The 18,498-nt window shown below is 71.1% G+C and carries 20 protein-coding genes; 6 read left to right on the top strand and 14 right to left on the bottom strand.

Going from position 1 to position 18,498, the window contains the following annotated elements; translation table 11 throughout:
- Positions 1-5: 5 nt before the first annotated feature.
- From OG432_RS00400 to OG432_RS00445, 11 genes are all read right to left on the bottom strand, one after another.
- Positions 6-1,208, bottom strand: coding sequence for an LLM class flavin-dependent oxidoreductase (locus tag OG432_RS00400; protein WP_328306495.1), 1,203 nt, complete (start codon positions 1,206-1,208; stop codon positions 6-8).
- A gap of 74 nt (positions 1,209-1,282) precedes the next feature.
- Entirely contained in the window at positions 1,283-1,537 is a 255-nt protein-coding gene (locus OG432_RS34890) for a putative leader peptide (protein WP_443058310.1), read from the bottom strand.
- A 1-nt stretch (position 1,538) separates the two neighbouring features.
- Positions 1,539-2,507 (bottom strand): glutathione S-transferase C-terminal domain-containing protein, encoded by a 969-nt coding sequence (locus OG432_RS00405; protein WP_328306497.1) that lies wholly within the window; start codon positions 2,505-2,507, stop codon positions 1,539-1,541.
- A gap of 140 nt (positions 2,508-2,647) precedes the next feature.
- Positions 2,648-2,869 (bottom strand): hypothetical protein, encoded by a 222-nt coding sequence (locus tag OG432_RS00410; protein ID WP_328306499.1) that lies wholly within the window; start codon positions 2,867-2,869, stop codon positions 2,648-2,650.
- Between the two features lie 106 nt (positions 2,870-2,975).
- Complete coding sequence (gene ssuE / locus OG432_RS00415) at positions 2,976-3,536, bottom strand: NADPH-dependent FMN reductase (protein WP_328306501.1); 561 nt, start codon at positions 3,534-3,536, stop codon at positions 2,976-2,978.
- Positions 3,537-3,649: 113 nt separating this feature from the next.
- Positions 3,650-4,633, bottom strand: a complete 984-nt coding sequence (locus OG432_RS00420) for an ABC transporter substrate-binding protein (RefSeq protein ID WP_328306503.1) — start codon at positions 4,631-4,633, stop codon at positions 3,650-3,652.
- 38 nt (positions 4,634-4,671) lie between these two features.
- On the bottom strand, positions 4,672-5,424 hold the full coding sequence (locus tag OG432_RS00425; protein ID WP_328314947.1) for an amino acid ABC transporter ATP-binding protein: 753 nt from the start codon (positions 5,422-5,424) through the stop codon (positions 4,672-4,674).
- Positions 5,425-5,492: 68 nt separating this feature from the next.
- Entirely contained in the window at positions 5,493-6,515 is a 1,023-nt protein-coding gene (locus OG432_RS00430; RefSeq protein WP_328306505.1) for an amino acid ABC transporter permease, read from the bottom strand.
- A gap of 109 nt (positions 6,516-6,624) precedes the next feature.
- Positions 6,625-7,581: an ABC transporter substrate-binding protein gene (locus tag OG432_RS00435; protein ID WP_328306507.1), complete on the bottom strand. Its 957-nt coding sequence runs from the start codon at positions 7,579-7,581 to the stop codon at positions 6,625-6,627.
- Positions 7,578-8,054 carry a GNAT family N-acetyltransferase gene (locus tag OG432_RS00440; RefSeq protein WP_328306509.1) on the bottom strand — a complete coding sequence of 159 codons (477 nt, stop codon included), beginning with the start codon at positions 8,052-8,054 and terminating at the stop codon, positions 7,578-7,580. Before OG432_RS00440 ends, OG432_RS00435 begins: the two co-directional genes overlap by 4 nt.
- A 59-nt stretch (positions 8,055-8,113) precedes the next feature.
- On the bottom strand, positions 8,114-9,265 hold the full coding sequence (locus tag OG432_RS00445; protein ID WP_328306511.1) for an LLM class flavin-dependent oxidoreductase: 1,152 nt from the start codon (positions 9,263-9,265) through the stop codon (positions 8,114-8,116).
- 764 nt (positions 9,266-10,029) lie between these two features.
- Between OG432_RS00445 and OG432_RS00450 the strand changes: the two genes are divergently transcribed.
- The 3 genes from OG432_RS00450 (at position 10,030) to OG432_RS00460 (ending at position 13,329) form a co-directional block, all read left to right on the top strand.
- Entirely contained in the window at positions 10,030-11,064 is a 1,035-nt protein-coding gene (locus OG432_RS00450) for an amino acid ABC transporter permease (protein ID WP_328314948.1), read from the top strand.
- A gap of 465 nt (positions 11,065-11,529) precedes the next feature.
- A complete protein-coding gene (locus OG432_RS00455; protein WP_328306514.1) occupies positions 11,530-12,765 on the top strand; it encodes an acyl-CoA dehydrogenase family protein in 1,236 nt (411 codons plus the stop codon).
- Positions 12,766-12,870: 105 nt separating this feature from the next.
- Positions 12,871-13,329 carry an RrF2 family transcriptional regulator gene (locus OG432_RS00460; protein ID WP_328306516.1) on the top strand — a complete coding sequence of 153 codons (459 nt, stop codon included), beginning with the start codon at positions 12,871-12,873 and terminating at the stop codon, positions 13,327-13,329.
- A 94-nt stretch (positions 13,330-13,423) separates the two neighbouring features.
- On the opposite strand, the gene OG432_RS00465 is transcribed toward OG432_RS00460, so the two are convergent.
- Positions 13,424-14,332: a hypothetical protein gene (locus OG432_RS00465; RefSeq protein WP_328306518.1), complete on the bottom strand. Its 909-nt coding sequence runs from the start codon at positions 14,330-14,332 to the stop codon at positions 13,424-13,426.
- Positions 14,333-14,767: 435 nt separating this feature from the next.
- On the opposite strand from OG432_RS00465, the gene OG432_RS00470 reads away from it, so the two are divergent.
- Positions 14,768-15,070, top strand: a complete 303-nt coding sequence (locus tag OG432_RS00470; RefSeq protein ID WP_328306520.1) for a hypothetical protein — start codon at positions 14,768-14,770, stop codon at positions 15,068-15,070.
- Positions 15,071-15,340: a hypothetical protein gene (locus tag OG432_RS00475; RefSeq protein WP_328306521.1), complete on the top strand. Its 270-nt coding sequence runs from the start codon at positions 15,071-15,073 to the stop codon at positions 15,338-15,340.
- A gap of 107 nt (positions 15,341-15,447) precedes the next feature.
- Here OG432_RS00475 and OG432_RS00480 read toward each other — a convergent pair whose 3' ends face one another.
- Positions 15,448-16,818: a chloride channel protein gene (locus OG432_RS00480; RefSeq protein ID WP_328306523.1), complete on the bottom strand. Its 1,371-nt coding sequence runs from the start codon at positions 16,816-16,818 to the stop codon at positions 15,448-15,450.
- Positions 16,819-17,132: 314 nt separating this feature from the next.
- Positions 17,133-17,480, bottom strand: a complete 348-nt coding sequence (locus OG432_RS00485; protein ID WP_328306524.1) for a hypothetical protein — start codon at positions 17,478-17,480, stop codon at positions 17,133-17,135.
- A gap of 256 nt (positions 17,481-17,736) precedes the next feature.
- On the opposite strand from OG432_RS00485, the gene OG432_RS00490 reads away from it, so the two are divergent.
- Positions 17,737-18,441, top strand: coding sequence for a M15 family metallopeptidase (locus OG432_RS00490; protein ID WP_328306526.1), 705 nt, complete (start codon positions 17,737-17,739; stop codon positions 18,439-18,441).
- Positions 18,442-18,498 lie beyond the last annotated feature (57 nt).

An 18,498-nucleotide genomic window follows, 5' to 3' on the forward strand; every position in this document is an offset into this window, starting at 1 on the left:
CGGCTTCAGGCAGCGGCGTAACGGTTCGCGGGGCGGGCCAGTCCGAGGAGCCCGCGCAGGGTGTCCGCCTCGTAGGCATGCCGGAAGGCGTCCCGGCGCTGGAGTTCGGGCACCAGGTGCCGCGTGATCTGCTCCAGGTCGTGACCGATCGCTCCTGGACGCAGCCGGAAGCCGCTCAGGCCGGCCCGGCGCCACTCCAGCAGGAGGTCCGCCAGCTGCCCGGCGGACCCCGTGAACACCTCGGCGTCGCTGGTGTAGACGTAGCCCGCGAGACGGTCCAGACGCTCCTTGCGGGCGCCGGCCGCCGCCGGGTCCTCGTCCAGGAACACCACCAGGTCACCGAAGATGTGCAGCGGCTCCTCCTCCCGTCCCGCCACGGCCTGTGCGGCACGGATGTCGGCGACGACGGCGCGGGCCTGGTCGGTGTCGTGCGGGGTGACGAAGCCGATGTCGGCCGAACCGCCCACCAGGGGGAAGCTCGCACTTCCGTGCGCGAGCGCGCTCACGACGGGCTGTCCCTGTGGCGGCCGGGGGGTGATCGAGGGTCCCTTGACGCTGAAGTGCCTCCCCTCGAAATCGATGTAGTGCAGCTTGTCGCGGTCGACGAAACGTCCGGTGGCGACATCGCGGATCTCCGCGTCGTCCTCCCAGCTGTCCCACAGGCGCCGCACCACCTCGATGTGGTCGGCGGCCTCCCCCAGGAGCTCGGCGCTCAGTTCGCGGCCTTCCGGTGTGTCCCTTTCGTCGAAGCGAAGACGCGGGACGGTCCGGCGGCCGAAGTGCGCGGCCTCGTTCTGCCGTGCCGACACCTGGACGCGCACACCCGCACGACCGGCGCTGACGTAGTCCAGCGTGGCGATCGCCTTGGAGATGTGGAACGGCTCCGTGTGGGTGGCGACCACCGTTGGGATCAATCCGATGTGGCGCGTGAGAGGGGCGACCCGGGCGGCGACGAGCACCGCGTCCAGCCGGCCCCGTACCTGGTCGGTGCGCGCGTCCGGCTCGATGGGGTGCGAGGACTGCGGCCCGAGCGAGTCCTCGAACGTCACGAAGTCGAGCCGACCGCGTTCGGCCTCGGCCACGAGATCGGCCCAGTAGCGGGCGGTGAACAGGTCGTGGGGCCGGGCGTCCGGCTCACGCCATGCGGCGGGGTGCCAGCCGGCGCCGTCCAGCGCCACGGCGAGGTGAAGCGGGGGTTGTGCGGACACGAGAAGGGTGCCTTCCTGGTCGACCGTAGGTGATCACCGAAGCCCCGTTGCACAGGGCCGCTGCGAGGAACGGGTCAGGAACGACACAGTGCGCAGGCCACCCGTTGCAGATCGATGTGGAGCCGCGAGTACAGGTGGACGCAGCCACGTGCGGCGCAGATCTGTGTGGCATGGCCCTGTGTGGCGCGGACCTGCGGGGCGCGGACCCGGGCGGTCGGGGTGAGCGCAGTGGGATGGGGGAACAACACGGTCACCTCCGCTCTTTCATCCGCTGGTCCGCTCACGAACGGGCCCTGCCGCGCTCGGCGCGGCAGCCCATCTCCTCGCACGTTAGGCGCATCCGGACGGACGGAGGTGTAGGGCGTATTGCGGTTCCATGAAACCGTCCGGGCGCGGCTTGGCCGGCTCGGTGGCGGGCCCCTCCATGACGGGGACGGACCAGTCCACGATGTGCACCGCAGCCCCCGCGGCCTCAAGACCTTGGCAGTGGGCATGGTGCAGGCGGGCGATGGCCTCCAGGTCGAGGTGGGCGGCGAAGGCGGGGTGGGCGGCCAGACGCCGTGCGTAGGCCCACAGGCACGGATGTCCGGCGATGTGGCGGACGGCGGCGGCGTCCAGGTGCAGACGGTGCACGACGTCGAGTTGCACCAGGGTGACCCACAACTCCACGTCGGCTGAGGTCATTTCGTCGCCCAGGACGAAGTCGTGATGAACGAGCCGCCGCTCCAGTGAGTCCAGGGAGCGGAGCAGGGAGCTGAGGGCGGCCTGCCGCGTCGCGGCGTCGGCGTCGGCCCGACCGGCTTGCTGTGCCGCCTCGTTGACGCCGTACTCGCAGAGGCGTCCCACGGACTCGATGTCCTCCTCCGCGCCGGCGGGGTGGAGGACGGGGCGGCTGGAAGCGTCGTCGCCGAAGTGCCGTGCCAGGTCTCGGAGGATGCCCGGTGTGTCCGTGCTGACGATCCGGCCCGTCCAGTCGTCGCTCAGCACCGGGGCGGTGGCCGGCCCGTGATGCCGGTGCGAACTGGCCTCGTAGAGCGGGCGCAGCGCGCGGTAGCCGCCGTCGAGGCTGTCGGGCACAGCCGGCAGCAGAGCCACCGGGAGGGTCTCTCCGAGGCCGAGCAGGCTGTGGGTGATGGCGATCCGCAGACAGTGGGGGCAGGACGGCGAGAGGTGGAGGCGGTAGCGGCGCGACACGGCGTAGTAGCCACTGCTCGCGTCGGAACCGATCCTTCCCCGGAACGCCGGTACCGAGGGCCGGGAAGGCCGGGACGGCACGATGGGCGGGGGTGCGGCGGTCATGTGTCTCCCTGGGTCCGGCTCGTCCGGTCTCTGGTTCCCAAAGGCGCGGCGAGCGGTGCACGTGGCGTGGTGGGCGCGCGACGGTGTCGACGCGCACCCGTACCCGGCAGCGATGCGGGCGCCCGTGGGCACCCCCGGTGTCAGCGCGGGGAGTTCGCCGCGCTGCAGACACGCAGGAGATCGATGTGGCGGCGGGAGGTCAGCAGGAGAGGCGGCCGTGCGGGCTCCACGGCACGCACGGTGCGGTCGGTGCGGTCGGTGCCGACAGCACGGTCGGCGCGCACAGCCCGCGTGGTGCGCACAGCCCGCGTGGTGCGGACGGCACGGTCGACGTGGACCGCGGGCGACTCCTGACGCTCCATTGTTCCCTACTGATTCACTAGGGTTCCTTCCTTCGGAGTCTCCGGCTGTCTTGGCACCACGTCAAGAGGGCCTGCACGTGGATGGGTGCGACATGTGCCGTCGCGGTCACGCGGCCCGTCCGGCCGGCAGGGCCGCGCGGCTGCCGAGGGCTTCGGAGAACTGGTCGACGACCTGCGTGAGGGCCTCGGCCGCGGCCGGCGCGACGGTCAGCGTGCCGTCGGTGCCCACCACGAGGTCCTGGTCGAGCGTGAACCAGCCCTGGACGATGTGCGCGGCACCCATGGAGCTGAGGACCGGACGCAGCGCGTAGTCGATCGCCAGGACGTGCGCCGTACTCCCGCCGGTCGCCAGTGGCAGGACGGTCTTGCCGACAAGGCCGTACTGCGGCAGCAGATCGAGCAGGGACTTCAGCAACCCGGAGTAGGCGGCCTTGTAGACGGGCGTGCCGATCACCACCCCGTCGGCACGGGCGAACAGTTCGGCCGCCGCGACGATCGCCGGGTGCCGGAAGTCGGCGCCGAGCAGGGCCTCGGCGGGAAGGGTGCGGACGTCCAGAGGGATCACCTCGTGTCCCTGTGCCGTGAGCCGCGCGTCCAGGTGACGCAGCAGGCGGGCGGTGCGCGAGGTGGCGGAGGGGCTTCCGGAGACGGAAAGGACGGTGGCCATGGCGGATCCTTCGGGGAGAGGGCGGTGCGGGTGAGGTATGCGTGCGGTGTACGTGCGACGCGTGGGTGAGGGGCCGCGGACCGCGGCGCGTTGCGGCGCCGCGCCATCGGCGCCTATGTGGTGGTCCTGGGTAGTCCGGGCGGGTTGATCCCGGACGTGGTCACGGCCTCGCCGGACAGGCCCCAGCGCTCCAGCACCTTCTGGTAGGTGCCGTTGCGGATGATCTCGTTGAGCGCGTCGGCGAGCGGCTTGACCAGGCCGCTGTCCTTCTTGGTGGTGGCCGCGATGAGGCCCTGAAGGGTGGAGCCGGCACCGGAGTAGGTACCGACGACCTCCGTCTTCCCGGTGCTGGCCGCGTGGTAGGCGGCGGTCGGGTTGGGGCCGAGGTAGAGGTCGATGCGGCCGGACTGGAGCGCGAGGTAGGTGTCGCTGTCGTTCTGGTAGTACTTGATGTTCACCGGCTTGCGGCCGGCCCTCTCGTTCTCCTTGCTCCACTCGATGAGCAGCTTCTCCTGGTTGGTGCCGCTGCCCACGGCGACGGTCCTGCCCGCCACGTCCTTCGGCCCGGTGATCTTCAGGCCGCTGCCCTTCTTCGCCTCGAAGCCCAGGTTGTCCTCGCGGTAGGGGGCGAAGTCGTACTTCTCCTTGCGTTCCTCCGTGACGGTGATGTTGCTGAAGCCCACGTCGTACTTGGCGCTGTCCAGGCCGACGAAGATGTTCTCCCAGGACACCGTGTTGATGTGCGGTTCGAGGCCGAGCACGTCCGCGACCAGGAAGGCGATGTCGGGCTCGACGCCGATGACGGTCTTGTTGTCGGTGGCGTGGAAGGTGAGGGGGGCGGCGGAGCCGGTCGAGCCGACGATCTCCAGGGTTCCTCTGCTGCGGATCTTCTCCGGGACCTCGGCCGCTATGGAGGCGACTTTGCCGGTGGTGACGCGGTTCTGGTCCGGACTCAGGTTGATCTTCGTCGTGCTGCCGGACGTGGCCGCGATCTCGGTCGTGCCGCCGTCGGTGGGGTTGCCGCACGCGGCGAGAACGAGGGCGGTGGTGAGTCCCAGCGCGGCCGCGGTGGTGCGGCGGGTGATCGAGGTGGGCATGGTCGTGCTCCTTGACGGAGGTGAGGGGTGCGGGGTGGTCAGAGGACCTTGGAGAGGAAGGCACGCGTACGTTCGTGCCGGGGGCGGTCAAGGACGGCCGACGGCGGGCCCTGTTCCACGACGAGTCCGCCGTCCATGAACACCACGGTGTCGGCGACCTCACGGGCGAAACCGATCTCGTGCGTCACGACGATCATGGTGGTCCCGGAGCGGGCCAAGTCCTTGATGACATCGAGGACTTCACCGACGAGTTCGGGATCGAGCGCCGAGGTGGGCTCGTCGAAGAGCAGCACCTTGGGTTCGAGTGCGAGTGCGCGGGCGATGGCCACGCGCTGCTGCTGGCCTCCGGACAACTGCCGTGGATAGACGTCGCTCTTGTCGGCGAGTCCCACTCTCCGCAGTAGTCGGCGGGCCGTTTCCTCCGCCGCTCCGCGCGGGCGGCGGAGCGCGGAGACGGGAGCCTCGATGAGGTTCTCCAGCACGGTCAGGTGCGGAAAGAGATTGAAGTTCTGGAAGACGAACCCGATGTGGGTGCGCTGCTTGAGAACGTCCTTCTCCTTCAGCTCGTACAGCTTGTCGCCGGATCGGCGGTAGCCGATGAGCTCGCCGTCGATGCTGATCCAGCCGCGATCGACCTTCTCCAGGTGGTTGATCGTGCGCAGCAGCGTGGACTTCCCGGAACCGGACGGCCCGAGGACCACGGTGACGTCGCCCGCACGGACCTGGAGGTCCACGCCGCGCAGCACCTCCAGCGGACCGAAGCTCTTGTGGACGCCGCGCACGTCCACCATCACGCCGTCGCCCGCAGGCCTCGCCTCTTCGACGGCCACCGTCACATCCGTCACATCCGTCACGTCGCTCATCTGCTCTCTCCCAAGGGCGCAAGGGCTACGACCGGCTGATTGCGCCGGGCGGCCGACACGCGCGCGGCGCGGACGAAGCGCCGGGCGCGCTGGAGCGGAGTGGGCGGCGGGGTGCGGTTGGCGCCCCGGGCGTATCGCCGCTCCACGTAGTACTGGACGACGGACAGCAGGGACGTCAGCATCACGTACCAGGCGGTGGCGACGAGGAGCAGCGGGATCACCCGGCCGTTGCGGCCGTAGACCACCTGCACCTGGTAGAACAACTCCCCGATGGCCATCACGTAGACCACCGAGGTGCCCTTGAGCAGGCCGATGATCTCGTTGCCGGCCGTGGGCAGGATGGCGCGCATGGCCTGCGGCAGCACGATCCGGCGGATCTGGCGCAGCCGCGGGATCCCCAGCGCCGCCGCGGCCTCCAGTTGTCCGTGGTCGACCGCGATGACGCCGCCGCGCACGATCTCTGCGGCGTAAGCGCCCTGGTGCAGCGTCAGGCCGATGACGGCGGCGCCCATGGTGCCGATGATGCTGTTGCTGTCGACGGACCACAGCACCGGGCCGAAGGGGACCCCCACGCCCAACTGCTCATACAGCGCACTGAGGTTGAACCAGAACACCAGCTGCACGATCATCGGGATGGACCGGAAGATCCAGATGTAGGTCCAGGCGACGGTCTGCAGTACGGGGCTGCGCGACAGCCGCATGAAGGCCAGGACGGTCCCCAGAACGAAACCCAGCACCGTGGCGTAGGCGGTGAGCTGGAGGGTCACCCACACCGCCTGCACGATCGTGTCGGACAGAACGTAGTCGCGGAAGACGCCCCACTCCCAGACCGGGTTGGCGGACAGCCCGTGCACGAACTGGGCGGCCAGCACGGTCACGGCGGCGGCGGCCACCCAGCGGGCGTAGTGACGGGCGGGGACGACCCGGAGCGAAGCAGGGTCGTCCGGCGCGGGCGGGGCTTCGCGGCCGCCGCCCAGGACGGCCGCGCCGGGCGGCAGGGTGTCGGTGATCGGTCTCATCGTGGTGTTCCTGCTCGACTCTCATGTGTCCGGGGCGGATTGACTCGACTCTCATCCGCAGAGGTCATGTGCTCAGAACCCATGTGCTCGCGGCTCATGTGCTCGCAACTCATGTGTGCTCGGGCGCGTTGATCCGCGACGACTCGATCCCGGAGGAGGAAGTGCCCCACTTCTTGAGGATGCGGGCGTATGTACCGTCCTTGATGAGCTCGTTGACGGCGGCCTGGAACGCCCTGGTGAGCGGGGAGCCCTTGGTGAAGGCGAAGCCGACGTCGAGGCGGTGGTACTCGCCGAGGAAGGCGGTTCCCGACGCGGGCTGCGCCGCCTGGTAGCGCAGGCCGTTGATGGTCGACATGATCACGTCGGTACGGCCCTGCTGGAGCGCGGTGAGAGTCGCCCCGTTCTCCGAGTAGACCTTCACGTCGTAGGGCTTCTTGCCCGCCTTGGCGCATACGCCCTTCTGCGCGGTGAGGGTCGCCTCGAAGGTGGTGCCGACGCCGGTGCCGATGGTCAGGCCACACAGCTGGGTGAGGTCAGTGACCTTGGTCTTGAGCGCGGTGTTGCCCTTCTTCACCGCGAAGCCCTGGCCGTCGTTGATGTAGGTGACGAAGTCGATGCTCTTCAGGCGGGCGGCGGTGACGCCGAAGTTGCCGGTTCCGAAGTCGTACTTGCCGCTGCCGAGGGCCGGCAGGATCGTCTCGAAGGATGCGTCCTGCCGCTCCAGCTTCACGCCGAGGACCTTGGCCACCGCGTCCGCGATGTCGATCTCCTGGCCGGCGGCCGGCTTGTCCGGCCCGTTCGGGTAGTACGCGCCGGGCGGGAACCCGATCGAGCTGCCGACGCGCAGCGTGCCTGCCTTGCGGACATCGGCGGGCAGCAGCGCGGCGACGGAGCCCACCGCGTGGACGGCGGCGACCGGATCGTCGGACGGCGCGGGGAGCGCCTGGGCTCCCCCCGGCGCGGCGCCCGCGGTGTCGCCGGCCCCGCAGGCGGTGAGCGTCAGCAGGGGCAGCAGCGCGATGGTGGCGGCCGCCCGCAGTCGTGTTCCGGTGGTACGGGCGCTCACAGGTCGGCTGCCTCTCGGTGGGGTGGGGCGGGCGGCAGGTGCTTCTCGAAGGGCAGCGGGCCGATGGTTTCCGGGTCGGCCTCGGTGTCGAACAACGGCGTGTAGCCGGTCGTCAGGTACAGGCCGCGGGCCTCGGGCTGGCGCGGGCCGGTGGTCAGGTAGATCCGCCGGTAGCCGCGGCCGCCGGCCTCGTGCTCCAGGTCGGCGACGACGCGTCGGGCCAGACCACGCCTTCGGTGGGCGGAGTGGGTCCAGATCCGCTTCAGTTCGGCCGTGGTCTCGTCGTAGCGGCGGAAGGCGCCGCCGGCGACCGGCTCACCGTGTTCGAGGAGCAGGAGCAACGCCCCGCCGTACGGTGCGGTGAACTCCTCGTCGGGATAGCGGGCGAGTTCGGCGTGGGCGTCCCTGCCGTAGCGGGCGGAGTATTCGTCGCCCAGTTCGCGCAGCAGGGGACGCACGCGGGGGTCCGCCATACCGACCTGAATGACCGTCACATGCGGGACGGGCAACGGTGTTGGGGTGACGGCGGACGTCATGCGGTCACCGCCGCGAGGGGCTGCGGGGTACGGGCCGCCCGCTCCGCGTCCCGCCGGGCGACCTCCTCGCGGACGATCGGGATCACGTACCGTCCGAAGTCGATCGCGTCGCCCAGCAGGTCGTAGCCGCGGGCGGAGAGGATGTCGACGCCGAGGTCGTAGTAGTCCAAGAGGGCCTGGGCGACCGTCTCGGGAGTTCCGACGAGGGCGTTGGAGTTGCCCGCGCCTCCGGTCGCCGCGGCGGTCGGGGTCCACAGGGCGCGGTCGTAGCGCTCCCCCGCCTCGGCGATGGCCAACAGGCGCTGGGAGCCCGCGTTTTGAGGCGGCACGGCCTGCGCTCGCCCCTGGCCGCGGTCGCGCTTGGTGACCGCCTCGCCCTTCTCCCTGCGGGCCTTGATCGCGCCGACCGTGCGGCGGGCCTTTTCCCAGGCCAGTTCCTCGGTCGGGGCGATGATCGGGCGGAACGCCACCTGAATGCGGGGCACGTCGGTGCGCCCCGCGGCCCCCGCCGCGGCCTTCACGGCCGCGATCTGCTCGGCTGTCTTGTCCAGGGGCTCGCCCCACAGGCAGTAGATGTCGGCCTCGGCGCCCCCCGCCGCGTACGCGGCCGGTGAGGAGCCGCCGAACGACACGTTGGGGCGGGGGCGTTGGACCGGGAAGACATCGCTCACGAAGTCGTGGAAGCGGTAGTGCTCGCCCTCGTGGTCGAACGGTTCGTGCGTGGTCCAGATCTTCTTGACGATGCGGATGTACTCGCGGGTGCGGGCATAGCGCTCGTCCTTGGTGAGGGTGTCTCCCTCGCGACCCTGCTCATGGTCGTTGCCGCCGGTGATGAAGTGCACGGTCAGCCGGCCGTCGCTGATCTGGTCGAGGGTGGCGAAGGTCTTCGCGGCGAACGTCGGGTAGGAGACGTTCGGACGGTGGGCCAGCAGGATCTGGAGGCGGTCCAGCCGGCTCGCGATGAACGCGGCGGCCGGCGCGGGGTCCGGCGATCCGGACCCGTACGCGAACAGCACACGGTCCCAGCCGTGTTCCTCATGCGCGCGGGCGATCCGGAGAGTGAACTCCTTGTCGAAGGCGGCGCCTGAGCGCGGGGTCGTTTCGGAGCCGTCGTGGGTGGCGGCGATGCCGAGGAATTCCACTGGCATGGGTGATGGCCTTTCCTCAAGTCCTCTGGGCCCGTGCCGTTGCGCAGGCAGCGGGCGGGTACGGCGGAGCAGCCCTGGGAGCGGCCGTGCATGACGGCGCTCCGAGGGTGCGGAGCCAGATGGTGAGCAGGGGTGATGACGCCGGGCGCGCGGGCTTCGGGCGCGGCGGGGCGGGGCGGTGGGACCGCCGGGCGGTGGCAACGCGTCCCAGGTCCCGCCGGTCTCTTCGTCCGCTGATTCAGCGCTGCATCAGCGCGTGTCCGGCGCGCGATCGACGCCTGTTCAGCGTGTTCCAGCGCATGCGTACGACGGTCCGGCGAAGGACGAACTCGGCCCGCGACGGGGTCACCGAGGGAGGGAAGGGCCGGTCAGAGGACCCGCTGCCGCGTCAGGCGCAACACGCCGCGGACCACACCCGACCGAAGTCGATGTGGTCACGGGTGACCAGGCGCTGCTCGGCATTCATGCGCATAATTGAGCAGTACATCGCGCTTCTCGTCAACCACGGCCCGGATGCCGGACCGGTACCCCGCGGTTCTTCCACGTGGTTGACACATCCGCCCGGTGCGCCCATACGATCGGGAGCGGACCGGCTCCGCCCCCGCGCGGCAGCCGTACCGGCCGCGTTGAGGGACGCGGCGAACACGATGACGCCGAGCGCGGCCCCAACCTCCTTTGCCCACATGGGACTTGTCCGCCGTTCACGCAGATGGATCGCCGGACGGGCACCCATGGGCGCCTCCCTCCCCCTGGAGAGCCTCCTGATGGTCTCGCCGCCCAACGTCGCCGCCTCCTCCCCCATCACCGCGTCCGCCCCTCTTCCGGGACAGCCGAAAGCCCCCGCCCGTCCGGACCCTGACGGCGATCTGCCACGGATCGTGCCGCGCCGGCAGACGGGCCGCCGGCTGGCCGCCGCCGCCGCGCTGCTCGTCTTCGCGATGGTCGTCAACTCCGTCGTCCGCAACCGGGCCTTCCAGTGGGATGTCGTCGGCCGGTACTTCACCACCGCGGCCGTGGTGGACGGCCTGCTGCTCACCTTGTGGCTCACCGGCGTGGTGACCCTGCTCGGCTTCCTGCTCGGCATCCCGCTGGCCGTCATGCGGCTCTCTGCCAACACGGTTCTGCGGACGCTGAGTTGGGGTTATGTGTGGATCTTCCGGTCCACCCCACTCCTGGTGCAGCTCCTGTTCTGGTTCAACATCGGCGCCCTCTATCCGACGCTCGGCCTGGGTGTGCCCTTCGGGCCCCAATTCGTCACCGTCAAGACGGTCAACCTGCTCGGCCCCACCCTCACCGCCGTCATCGGCCTGACCCTGCACGAAGCCGCGTACGCGGCAGAGGTGGTGCGCGGAGGCATCCTCTCGGTCGACGCGGGTCAGACCGAGGCGGCTCAGGCCCTCGGAATCGGGCGACGGCGCTCGCTGCGCCGGATCGTCATCCCCCAGGCGATGCGCTCGATCGTCCCGACCGCGGGAAACATGCTGATCGGAACACTGAAGGGCACGAGCATCGTCAGCGTGCTGGCCGTGCACGACCTGCTGTACTCGGTGCAACTGGTCTACAACCAGACCTACCAGGTCATCCCGCTGCTGATGGTCGCGACCCTCTGGTACATCGCCGTCACGACCGTGCTCAGCGCGGGGCAGGTCTACGTCGAGCGGCATTACGCCCGCGGCTCCGCGCGTGCACTGCCCCCCACGCCACTGCGAAGGTTCAGGGTCCGGGCGGCCGCGCTACGTGCCCGGCTGGCCAGAGCGACGGCACCGGACGCTGCCCCGGCGAAAACCGACGACCGGTGATCCGACCTGCGGTTTCACCTTCCCCATATTTCCCATCGATTTACTAGGAAAGCATTGACGGTCCGCCCCGCCGGTGCGCAGGATGGGCACATGGCCCCCACACAGCAGCGGCTCGTCCGCCGTCGGCATGTCGACTTCGGTCACGTCATCAGCGCCGCCTGTCGTCACGCGTAGGGCGAGCCCCTCCCGTAGTGCACGCCGCGGCCGCGGCGCTTTCGGCCCAGGCCGCTCCCTCGGCACCGCGCCCGTCGCGTCATGACACGTCGCGTCGCGCCACGTCATAGAGCTGCGCACACGGACACGAACTCGTGCTGCCGTCAAGGACGTTGAGCCTGGCCGCTGCGCCTGGGGAGCGCCCAGCGGCTCCGTTCCTCCACCGTACGGCGCGTGGCCCGCACGCACACACCCGACCGGCGCGGGGGCCCAACACCCCACCCTGCCCACGAGCTTGAGGAGACCACCGCCATGGGCGTTGCCGCAGCGCCGTCCCTGCCCGCCTCGGATTCCGACCGGGCCGCACCCAGCCGCACGCACTGGCCACGAGTGGCCCGCGAGACGGCGGACGACCTGGCCACGGACGCGGCGGCCAGGGAACAGGCGGGCAAGGCTCCTTTCGACGAGGTGTCCCGGCTGCGTGAGGCGGGACTCCTGACGCTCCTCGTACCGCACGAGCTCGGGGGCGGCGGCGCGGACTGGCCCACGGCCTATGCCGTCGTCCGGGAGATCGCCGCCGCCGACGGCGCGGTCGGTCAACTGCTCGCCTGTCACTACTTCTTGTCGTGGAGCGCCCGGTTGTTCGCCGCGCCCGCACTCGCCGCCGAGATCGAGCGGAAGACCGCGGCGGAGCAGTGGTGCTGGGGCGGTGGGCTCGGCCGTCAGGAGCTGCCTCTGACACTGGTCAGAAAGGCGGGTGGCTATGTGCTCGACGGTCGCCAGAGCTACGCGACCGGCATCCTGGTGGCCGACCGCCTCGCCGTGCGCGCCGAGCGTGCCGACACCGGCGAACCACTCGCCGTCGTCGTCGATTCCGCGCGTCTCGGCGTGCGGATCGACGACGACGCCGACACCTTCGGCCAGCGGCTCGCGGCCGGCGGGAACGTGGAGTTCGATGCCGTGCCGGTCGCCGCCCAGGACGTACTCGGCTCCCTGTCCGCGGACGAGGACGTGCTGTCACCGCGGGCCGCTCTGGCCGCGCCGGTCGGGCGTCTCCTCTCGGCCCAGCTCCTTCTCGGCATGACCGAGGGGGTGCTCGCCGAAGCGCGTGAGTACAGCAGGGCCGCCCACTCCCCCTGGCGCCCGGACTGGCCGATCGGCTCCCCCCAGGACCCTCAGGTGCTGACCACCTACGGAGAGCTCACCGTCCTGGCCCGGTCCGCGTCCGCCCTCGCCGACCAGGCGCTGAAGGCCGTGCACGGCGGGCTGGCACGCGGCGAGGACCTCACCTACGACGAGTACGCGGAGATCTCCGTCCTCGTGGCCGTGGCCGAAGCCGCAGCCTCCCGAGCGGCACAGGAGTCCACCGCCCGAGCCCTGGACATCATCGGCGCCCGATCCGTGTCCGCGCGACTGGGCTTCGACCGCTTCTGGCGCAACGCACGGGCCCACACACTGTACGAGCCGGTCACCCATCGGCTGCGCGACGTCGGCGACTACTTCCTCAACGGCGCGCACCCGCCGTTCGTCCTGCCTGTCCGGCCTTGACCCTCGCGGGCGCCACCGCGGGCGAGGGAGACCGGATCACCCCTCCCCCGCCCGGCGCCACGCCCGCGACGGACGCCGACGGAAGCCATACGGGATACTGCGCTCATGAGGATCTCAGCCAGGGCCGACTACGCGGTACGCGCCGCGCTGCAGCTCGCCGCGTCACGGGATGCCGCGCCGCTGAAGGCCGAGGCCATCGCGGACGCCCAGAACATTCCGCACAAATTCCTCGAAAGCATCCTCAACGACATGCGCCGGGGCGGTCTCGTGCTCAGCCAGCGCGGCGGCAACGGCGGATACCGGCTGGCCAAGCCCTCCGAGTCCATCAGCATCGCCGACGTCATCCGCGTCGTGGACGGTCCGCTGGTATCGGTACGCGGCGTACGCCCCCCGGAGCTGTCCTACACCGGCCCCGCCGAGTCGCTGCTCCCCCTGTGGATCGCCCTGCGGTCCAACGTGCGCGAGATCCTCGACGGCGTGTCCCTCGCGGACGTCGCCTCCGCCCAACTTCCCGCACCCGTCTCCGCGTTGGCCGAAGCACCCGGCGCCTGGGTGAACCCCTGAATCGCCGTACCCTCCCCCGTGACCCCGGCCCCGTAACCCCGAACGCCCCCGCTCCTCGCCGACGTCCGATCCCGAGAGGCGCCATGTGGGCCAACTACCGACGCCCGTGCGGGTGTTGGAGCGCATCGAGTTCCGCTCGGGCCTGCTCGGCTGCCGTCCGCGTGACCTTCGCCCGATGATCGGCCTGCTGGTGGCGGCGAGCCGCGGCGTCCGCCTCGGTGGCACGGTGGCCACGTTCCGCGCGCGCGGTCTCCAGCCTGCCCTGGAGTCCCGCGATCTGCCGGTCGAGTTCGTCGAGCCGTGACCGGCTCAGTGCCCATGCCTCCCGCGCGAGCGCGAGCTCGTCATCGGCTTCGCGATACGCCTGCGCGGTCCGGTCGGCTTGAGCCTGGGCCCGCTTCTCCGCCGTGATGTGCGCCTTGGTGTCCGCCTTGGTGTCCGCCTTGGTGTCCGCCTGCCGAGGCTTGTGCGCCGGGGCCGCCTTGGCCGTGGGCGCCGGCGCAGTGGCGCCGGGCGCCGGTTCCAGGCCCGCGAAACCGACGGCCGGCGGTGGCGTCTTCGTCAGAACACCCCCGGCCCAGGTCCGAGCGGTTTCCGGGTCCGCGAGAACCGTGTGCAGGATCTCCTCGACGCCGTGCTGAACGGCCTCGGAGACGGGCTGACCCGCTTCCTCCGCGAGCTCACGGGCCTGCCGGGCCATGGCAGCGACCACCGCGTGCCGCTGGTGCGACAGTTCCCGCAGCTCCTCCCCGGCCAATGCCCGGTGGGCCTCACGCAGTGCCTGTCCCAGCTCCAGCAGTCGCCGCGTCCGGTCCGCGTCGGAGCGCGCCAGAAGGTTCGCGGCCCATACCACGAGGGTCGGCTTGCGCAGAGCTTTGATCTCCTTCGCCACGGCGCTCTCCCCCGCGGAACGAGCCCTGGCCGCACAGGCGTCCCGTTCGGCGGTGAACTCATCCGGCCGCAGCCCGTACAGCTCCCGCGTGATCGCGTCCACATCAGCCACATTCATCACTGTCCCGCACGCATCACACACCAGCACGCGGGACGATCCGGACGGCGCAGACCCGCCGCGGCCGGCGCCGGCCCCGTCGCCCCGTCGCGCCTGCGCGCCGGCTGCGAGGGCTTCGGTCCGTACGGCTGCGAGGCATGCGGGGTCCGAGGAAAAGGGCACGGTTCTGCGGGGTGCTCACCAGATGAGGGCGCCGTTGGCCGAACGGATTCGGAAGGAGCGCCGGGCTCATGAGAGGGCACGCATCCCCGCACCCGTGGGGGGGGCGGAGGGCTGGGAGGATCCGCCCGCCTCGGTAACGTGCGCGCGACGGCCGAGGGGAGGGGGGCGGCGCGGTGACGGACAGCGGTTCGGGGTGGATCGGCGAGCACTGGTACAGCGGTGCGATCACCAAGGACGGGATGCTTTTGCGACCTCAGCCTCACGGCAGTGCGCGGTGTGGACCCGGTGGACTTCGTGGTGTGCCTGGGCGCCGATCGCCGCATGGCCCAACGGCCGCCGCTGTTCAGGGACTTCGACCGACCGAGCGTGAACCCGGGTGACAGCGTGGCCATGTTCGGCCGCAGCGGCGCGTGGACGTACGTCGTGGAGGTCGAGCGGTCCACCTGGCACCTCGGCTTCCTCGACCGGCTCGGCCAGGACACCTTGGTGGAGCAGGGCGACGAACTCCTTTGCCTGGACCGCTTCCTGCACGAGCACCAGTGGGCGTGTTACGTCGACGCGGCCGGCTAGGTGAGTTCCGGTGAGCTGGGTGACAGCCTGCTGCGGACCGCTGTCCCGCCCAGCGACCGGCTGGGGGCGTTCGCCGCACTGGACGGGGCCATGCGCCGGGCCGGAGCCCTGCGGGGCACCTTCCCCGGCTGCGCCGACCCAGGGGACGAGGACGAGGAGTTCGCGAAGCAGCTGTTCGCGGCGGTGGGCGAGCACCTCGGGCTGTCGCTGCCACGTCGCGAGATCGAGCTGGGGCCGCTGCCGGCAGTTCACCTGCCCTCGCCGGTGTGATCCGAGGTCAGCGGGGCACCTCACCCTTTCGGCCCGGGACTCGCCCCCGCATCCCTCGCAGGGCCGCGCAGTCCTGTTCGTACGAGGCAACAGGGCCAGCACAGGCGTCACGCGGCTGCACCCGCGGCCTCGGGGCCGCCGTCGGCGGGTCGTCGCCGGCCCGAAGGCAGCACCTCGGCGGTGATGAAGGCGACCGCTGCCGCGAGGATCACCAGGGGCATCAGGCCGGGGGTGTCCAGCAACAGGGCGACGAGCACGACGCTGCTCACGGGGAGCCGCAGGGTGGCCGCCGTGGCCGCCGCCATACCGATGGCCATCGCCGGGATCACTCCGAGGCCCGGCAGGGGGGCGAGCAGCACGCCGGCGGCGGCGCCCAGGAAGACGGCGGGGAAGATCGGGCCGCCCCGCAGGCTGCCCAGGCACAGGGTGTAGGCGGTTCCCTTGAGGGCCAGGACGGCGAACAGCGCGCCGACGCCCCAGGTGTGCGGGTCGGAGGCCAGTGCGCTGAGGGCGGCCTGGCCGGACGTGGCGACCTCGGCGGGTGAGCGGCCGGTGCTCAGTGCGTAGACGGCGGCGCAGGCCGCGGCGCCCAGCGCGCACAGGACGGTCCGCACGATCACCGCGTCCTTGGTGAAGGTGGCCACCCTCTGCCCCGCGCCCAGCACCAGCCGCATAGCGGCAGCGATGGCGATGGCCACGAGCAGCGACCACAGGACGTCCGGGGCGTCCAGACGTGGGGGCGCCGACGACAGTTTCAGGCCGAGGCTTCCCGTACCCAGTCCGGTCCAGCGTCCCAGGGCGGTGAAGACCAGGGCACCGAGCCCGCTGGACAGCAGGGCGGGCAGCAGGACGGCGAACAGCCGCGGACCGCCCACCCCCGCGATCTCGATGAGGAGGACGGCGACGACCAGCGGGTTGCCGAAGATCGCCGCGATGGCCGCGGCGGCGCCGGCCGCGCCCATCAGCGCCGTGCTCTGCGGGGTCACGGGTGCGCGTGCGACATCGCGGAACAGGAGGGCCAGTCCGCCGCCCAGGGCGATCAGCGGTGCTTCCGGGCCGAGGACGGCACCGAACGGCAGGCTCGCCAGCGCGGCGAGGAGCACGCCCGGCAGCGTATGGGGGGCGGTGCCTCCGGCGTGCAGGCCGGAGGCCGGGATGTGGCCGCCCGCGCCGGGGAGCCGCGAGGCGATCAGGCCGACCAGCAGGCCGGCGACGAGGAGGAGGGGCAGCGGCCACCACCATGCGGGCGCGTCCCACCCCAGGTCGTGGGGGAGGTCCACCCACAGGAGGCGTTCCGATTCGTGCAGCGCGACCAGGAACCAGAAGGCCGCGAAGGACACCGGGATGCCGACGAGAGCGCAGAGGGCGAGCATCTTCAGATAGCCGGGAGCCAGCAGCATGTCCCGCAGCCGGTCTGCCTCTTGGGGCTGTGAGCCCGCGGGGGCGGCCGCGTCGGGCGGAGGGCTGGGCTCGGCCATTGTGAGTTCCTTCCCATCGCCTCGGCGTACCGGGGCACAGCCGGCTGCGAGCCTGAGGTGACCGCGGCGTCACGGACCCTGTGACGCAGGTCCCACCGTCGCACAGGTTCCTCGCCATCCCTGGTCTCGACCGAGCGCGACACGGACACTCGGCCGACGGCGTGCGGCTGTTCCGCCGGCGAACGGCCGTCATGGTCCGGCATGCGCGGTACCGGTCCGAGGTGCAGCGGCGCCGTCGTACGTGCAGACACCTTGGTCCGACCGGATGACGAGGCGTGACACCCGACCTGCACGCAAACCGTCAGCGGTCGGCCTCAGGCGTGGCTGAGGATGGCCAGCAGCGCGCCCGCCTCCGCAAACAGCTGAGCGGCGAGCGCCCCCCGCCGTACCCGCACCGCCGGAGCGGCCAGTGCGACGAGCAGCGCCAGAGCGCCAGTACCCACGCTCCACTCGAAAGCCCAGCTCGGCAGGCCCGGAGTGCATTGCACGCCCTGGGTCAGACATCCGGAGGCCCTGTCCGAGAACAGCGTCACGATTCCGGTCACCACGGCCGTCGGCACGAAGAGGAGGGCGGCCGCGGCTGCCCACAGCCGGGTGCGGTCCTTCGGCGACGTCGGCAGAGGAGGGCAGGCGGGAACGGAAGCGGATACGGAGCAGTTCATACCCTCATCCAACGCAGCGGGCTCGCAGCGCACAGCCGCCCGCATACGCAGATCCGGGGCGTGCGGATACTCAGACAGGATGCGCCCGGCCGGAGCCCCCAGGAGTCGTCCTGCCGACAGGAGCGCAGCGCCCCGCCCCGCCGGAGGCTCGCGCGACGGCGAAGCGGTCCCTGCATTCGGGGGAACTTTGCACGCAACCTCCCCTGTTCTCGGTATCGACCACGATCGGGCCGCGGGGACGCGCTATGCCTGTGCGGTGATTCCGATCCGGTCCCGCGCCATCGCCGCGTTCGCGGTGTGCGGCGCCTTGTCCCTCTGCGGCCTCTGCGGCCCGGTTGCCACAGCCCGCCCGACGGGTGGCGCCGCCCACATCGCGCTCGACCCGGTCGATGCCCTCGACGCGGTCGTCACCGCCGTCCCGCCGGCCAAGCTGGGCCTCAGCTGGCATGCCGGCTGCCCGGTGCCGGCCTCCCGGCTACGGCTCGTGCAAATGAACCACTGGGGCTTCGACAGCCAGGTCCACCGGGGCGAACTCGTCGTCCGCGACCGGGCGGTGGCCCCGCTGCTCCACGTCTTCGCGCAGGCCCTCCAGGCGAAGTTCCCCATCCGGCAGATGCGGGTGATGGCCGAGTTCGACGGCGACGACGAGGCGGCGATGGCCGCCGACAACACCTCCGCTTTCAACTGCCGCAAGGTCACCGGCGATCCGTCCGAGGTCTCCCAGCACTCGTACGGGGACGCGGTCGACATCAACACCTTGGAAAACCCGTACGTCGATGTGAACGACACGGTGTATCCGTCCGCCGGAGCCGCGTTCCTGGATCGGTCACAGCAGGTGAAGGGCATGATCCATCCCGGTGATGCGATCATCGAGGCGATGCGCGAGGCCGGCTGGCAATGGGGCGGCCGCTGGGATCCCCCGGACTACCAGCACTTCTCGGCGAACGGGCGCTCGGCGTAACCGCCCAGGTCAGAGTTGCGCGGGCCGTGCGGTACAGGGAGAAACGGCCAATTCCCG

The organism is Streptomyces sp. NBC_00442, assembly GCF_036014195.1.
GTDB lineage: Bacteria > Actinomycetota > Actinomycetes > Streptomycetales > Streptomycetaceae > Streptomyces.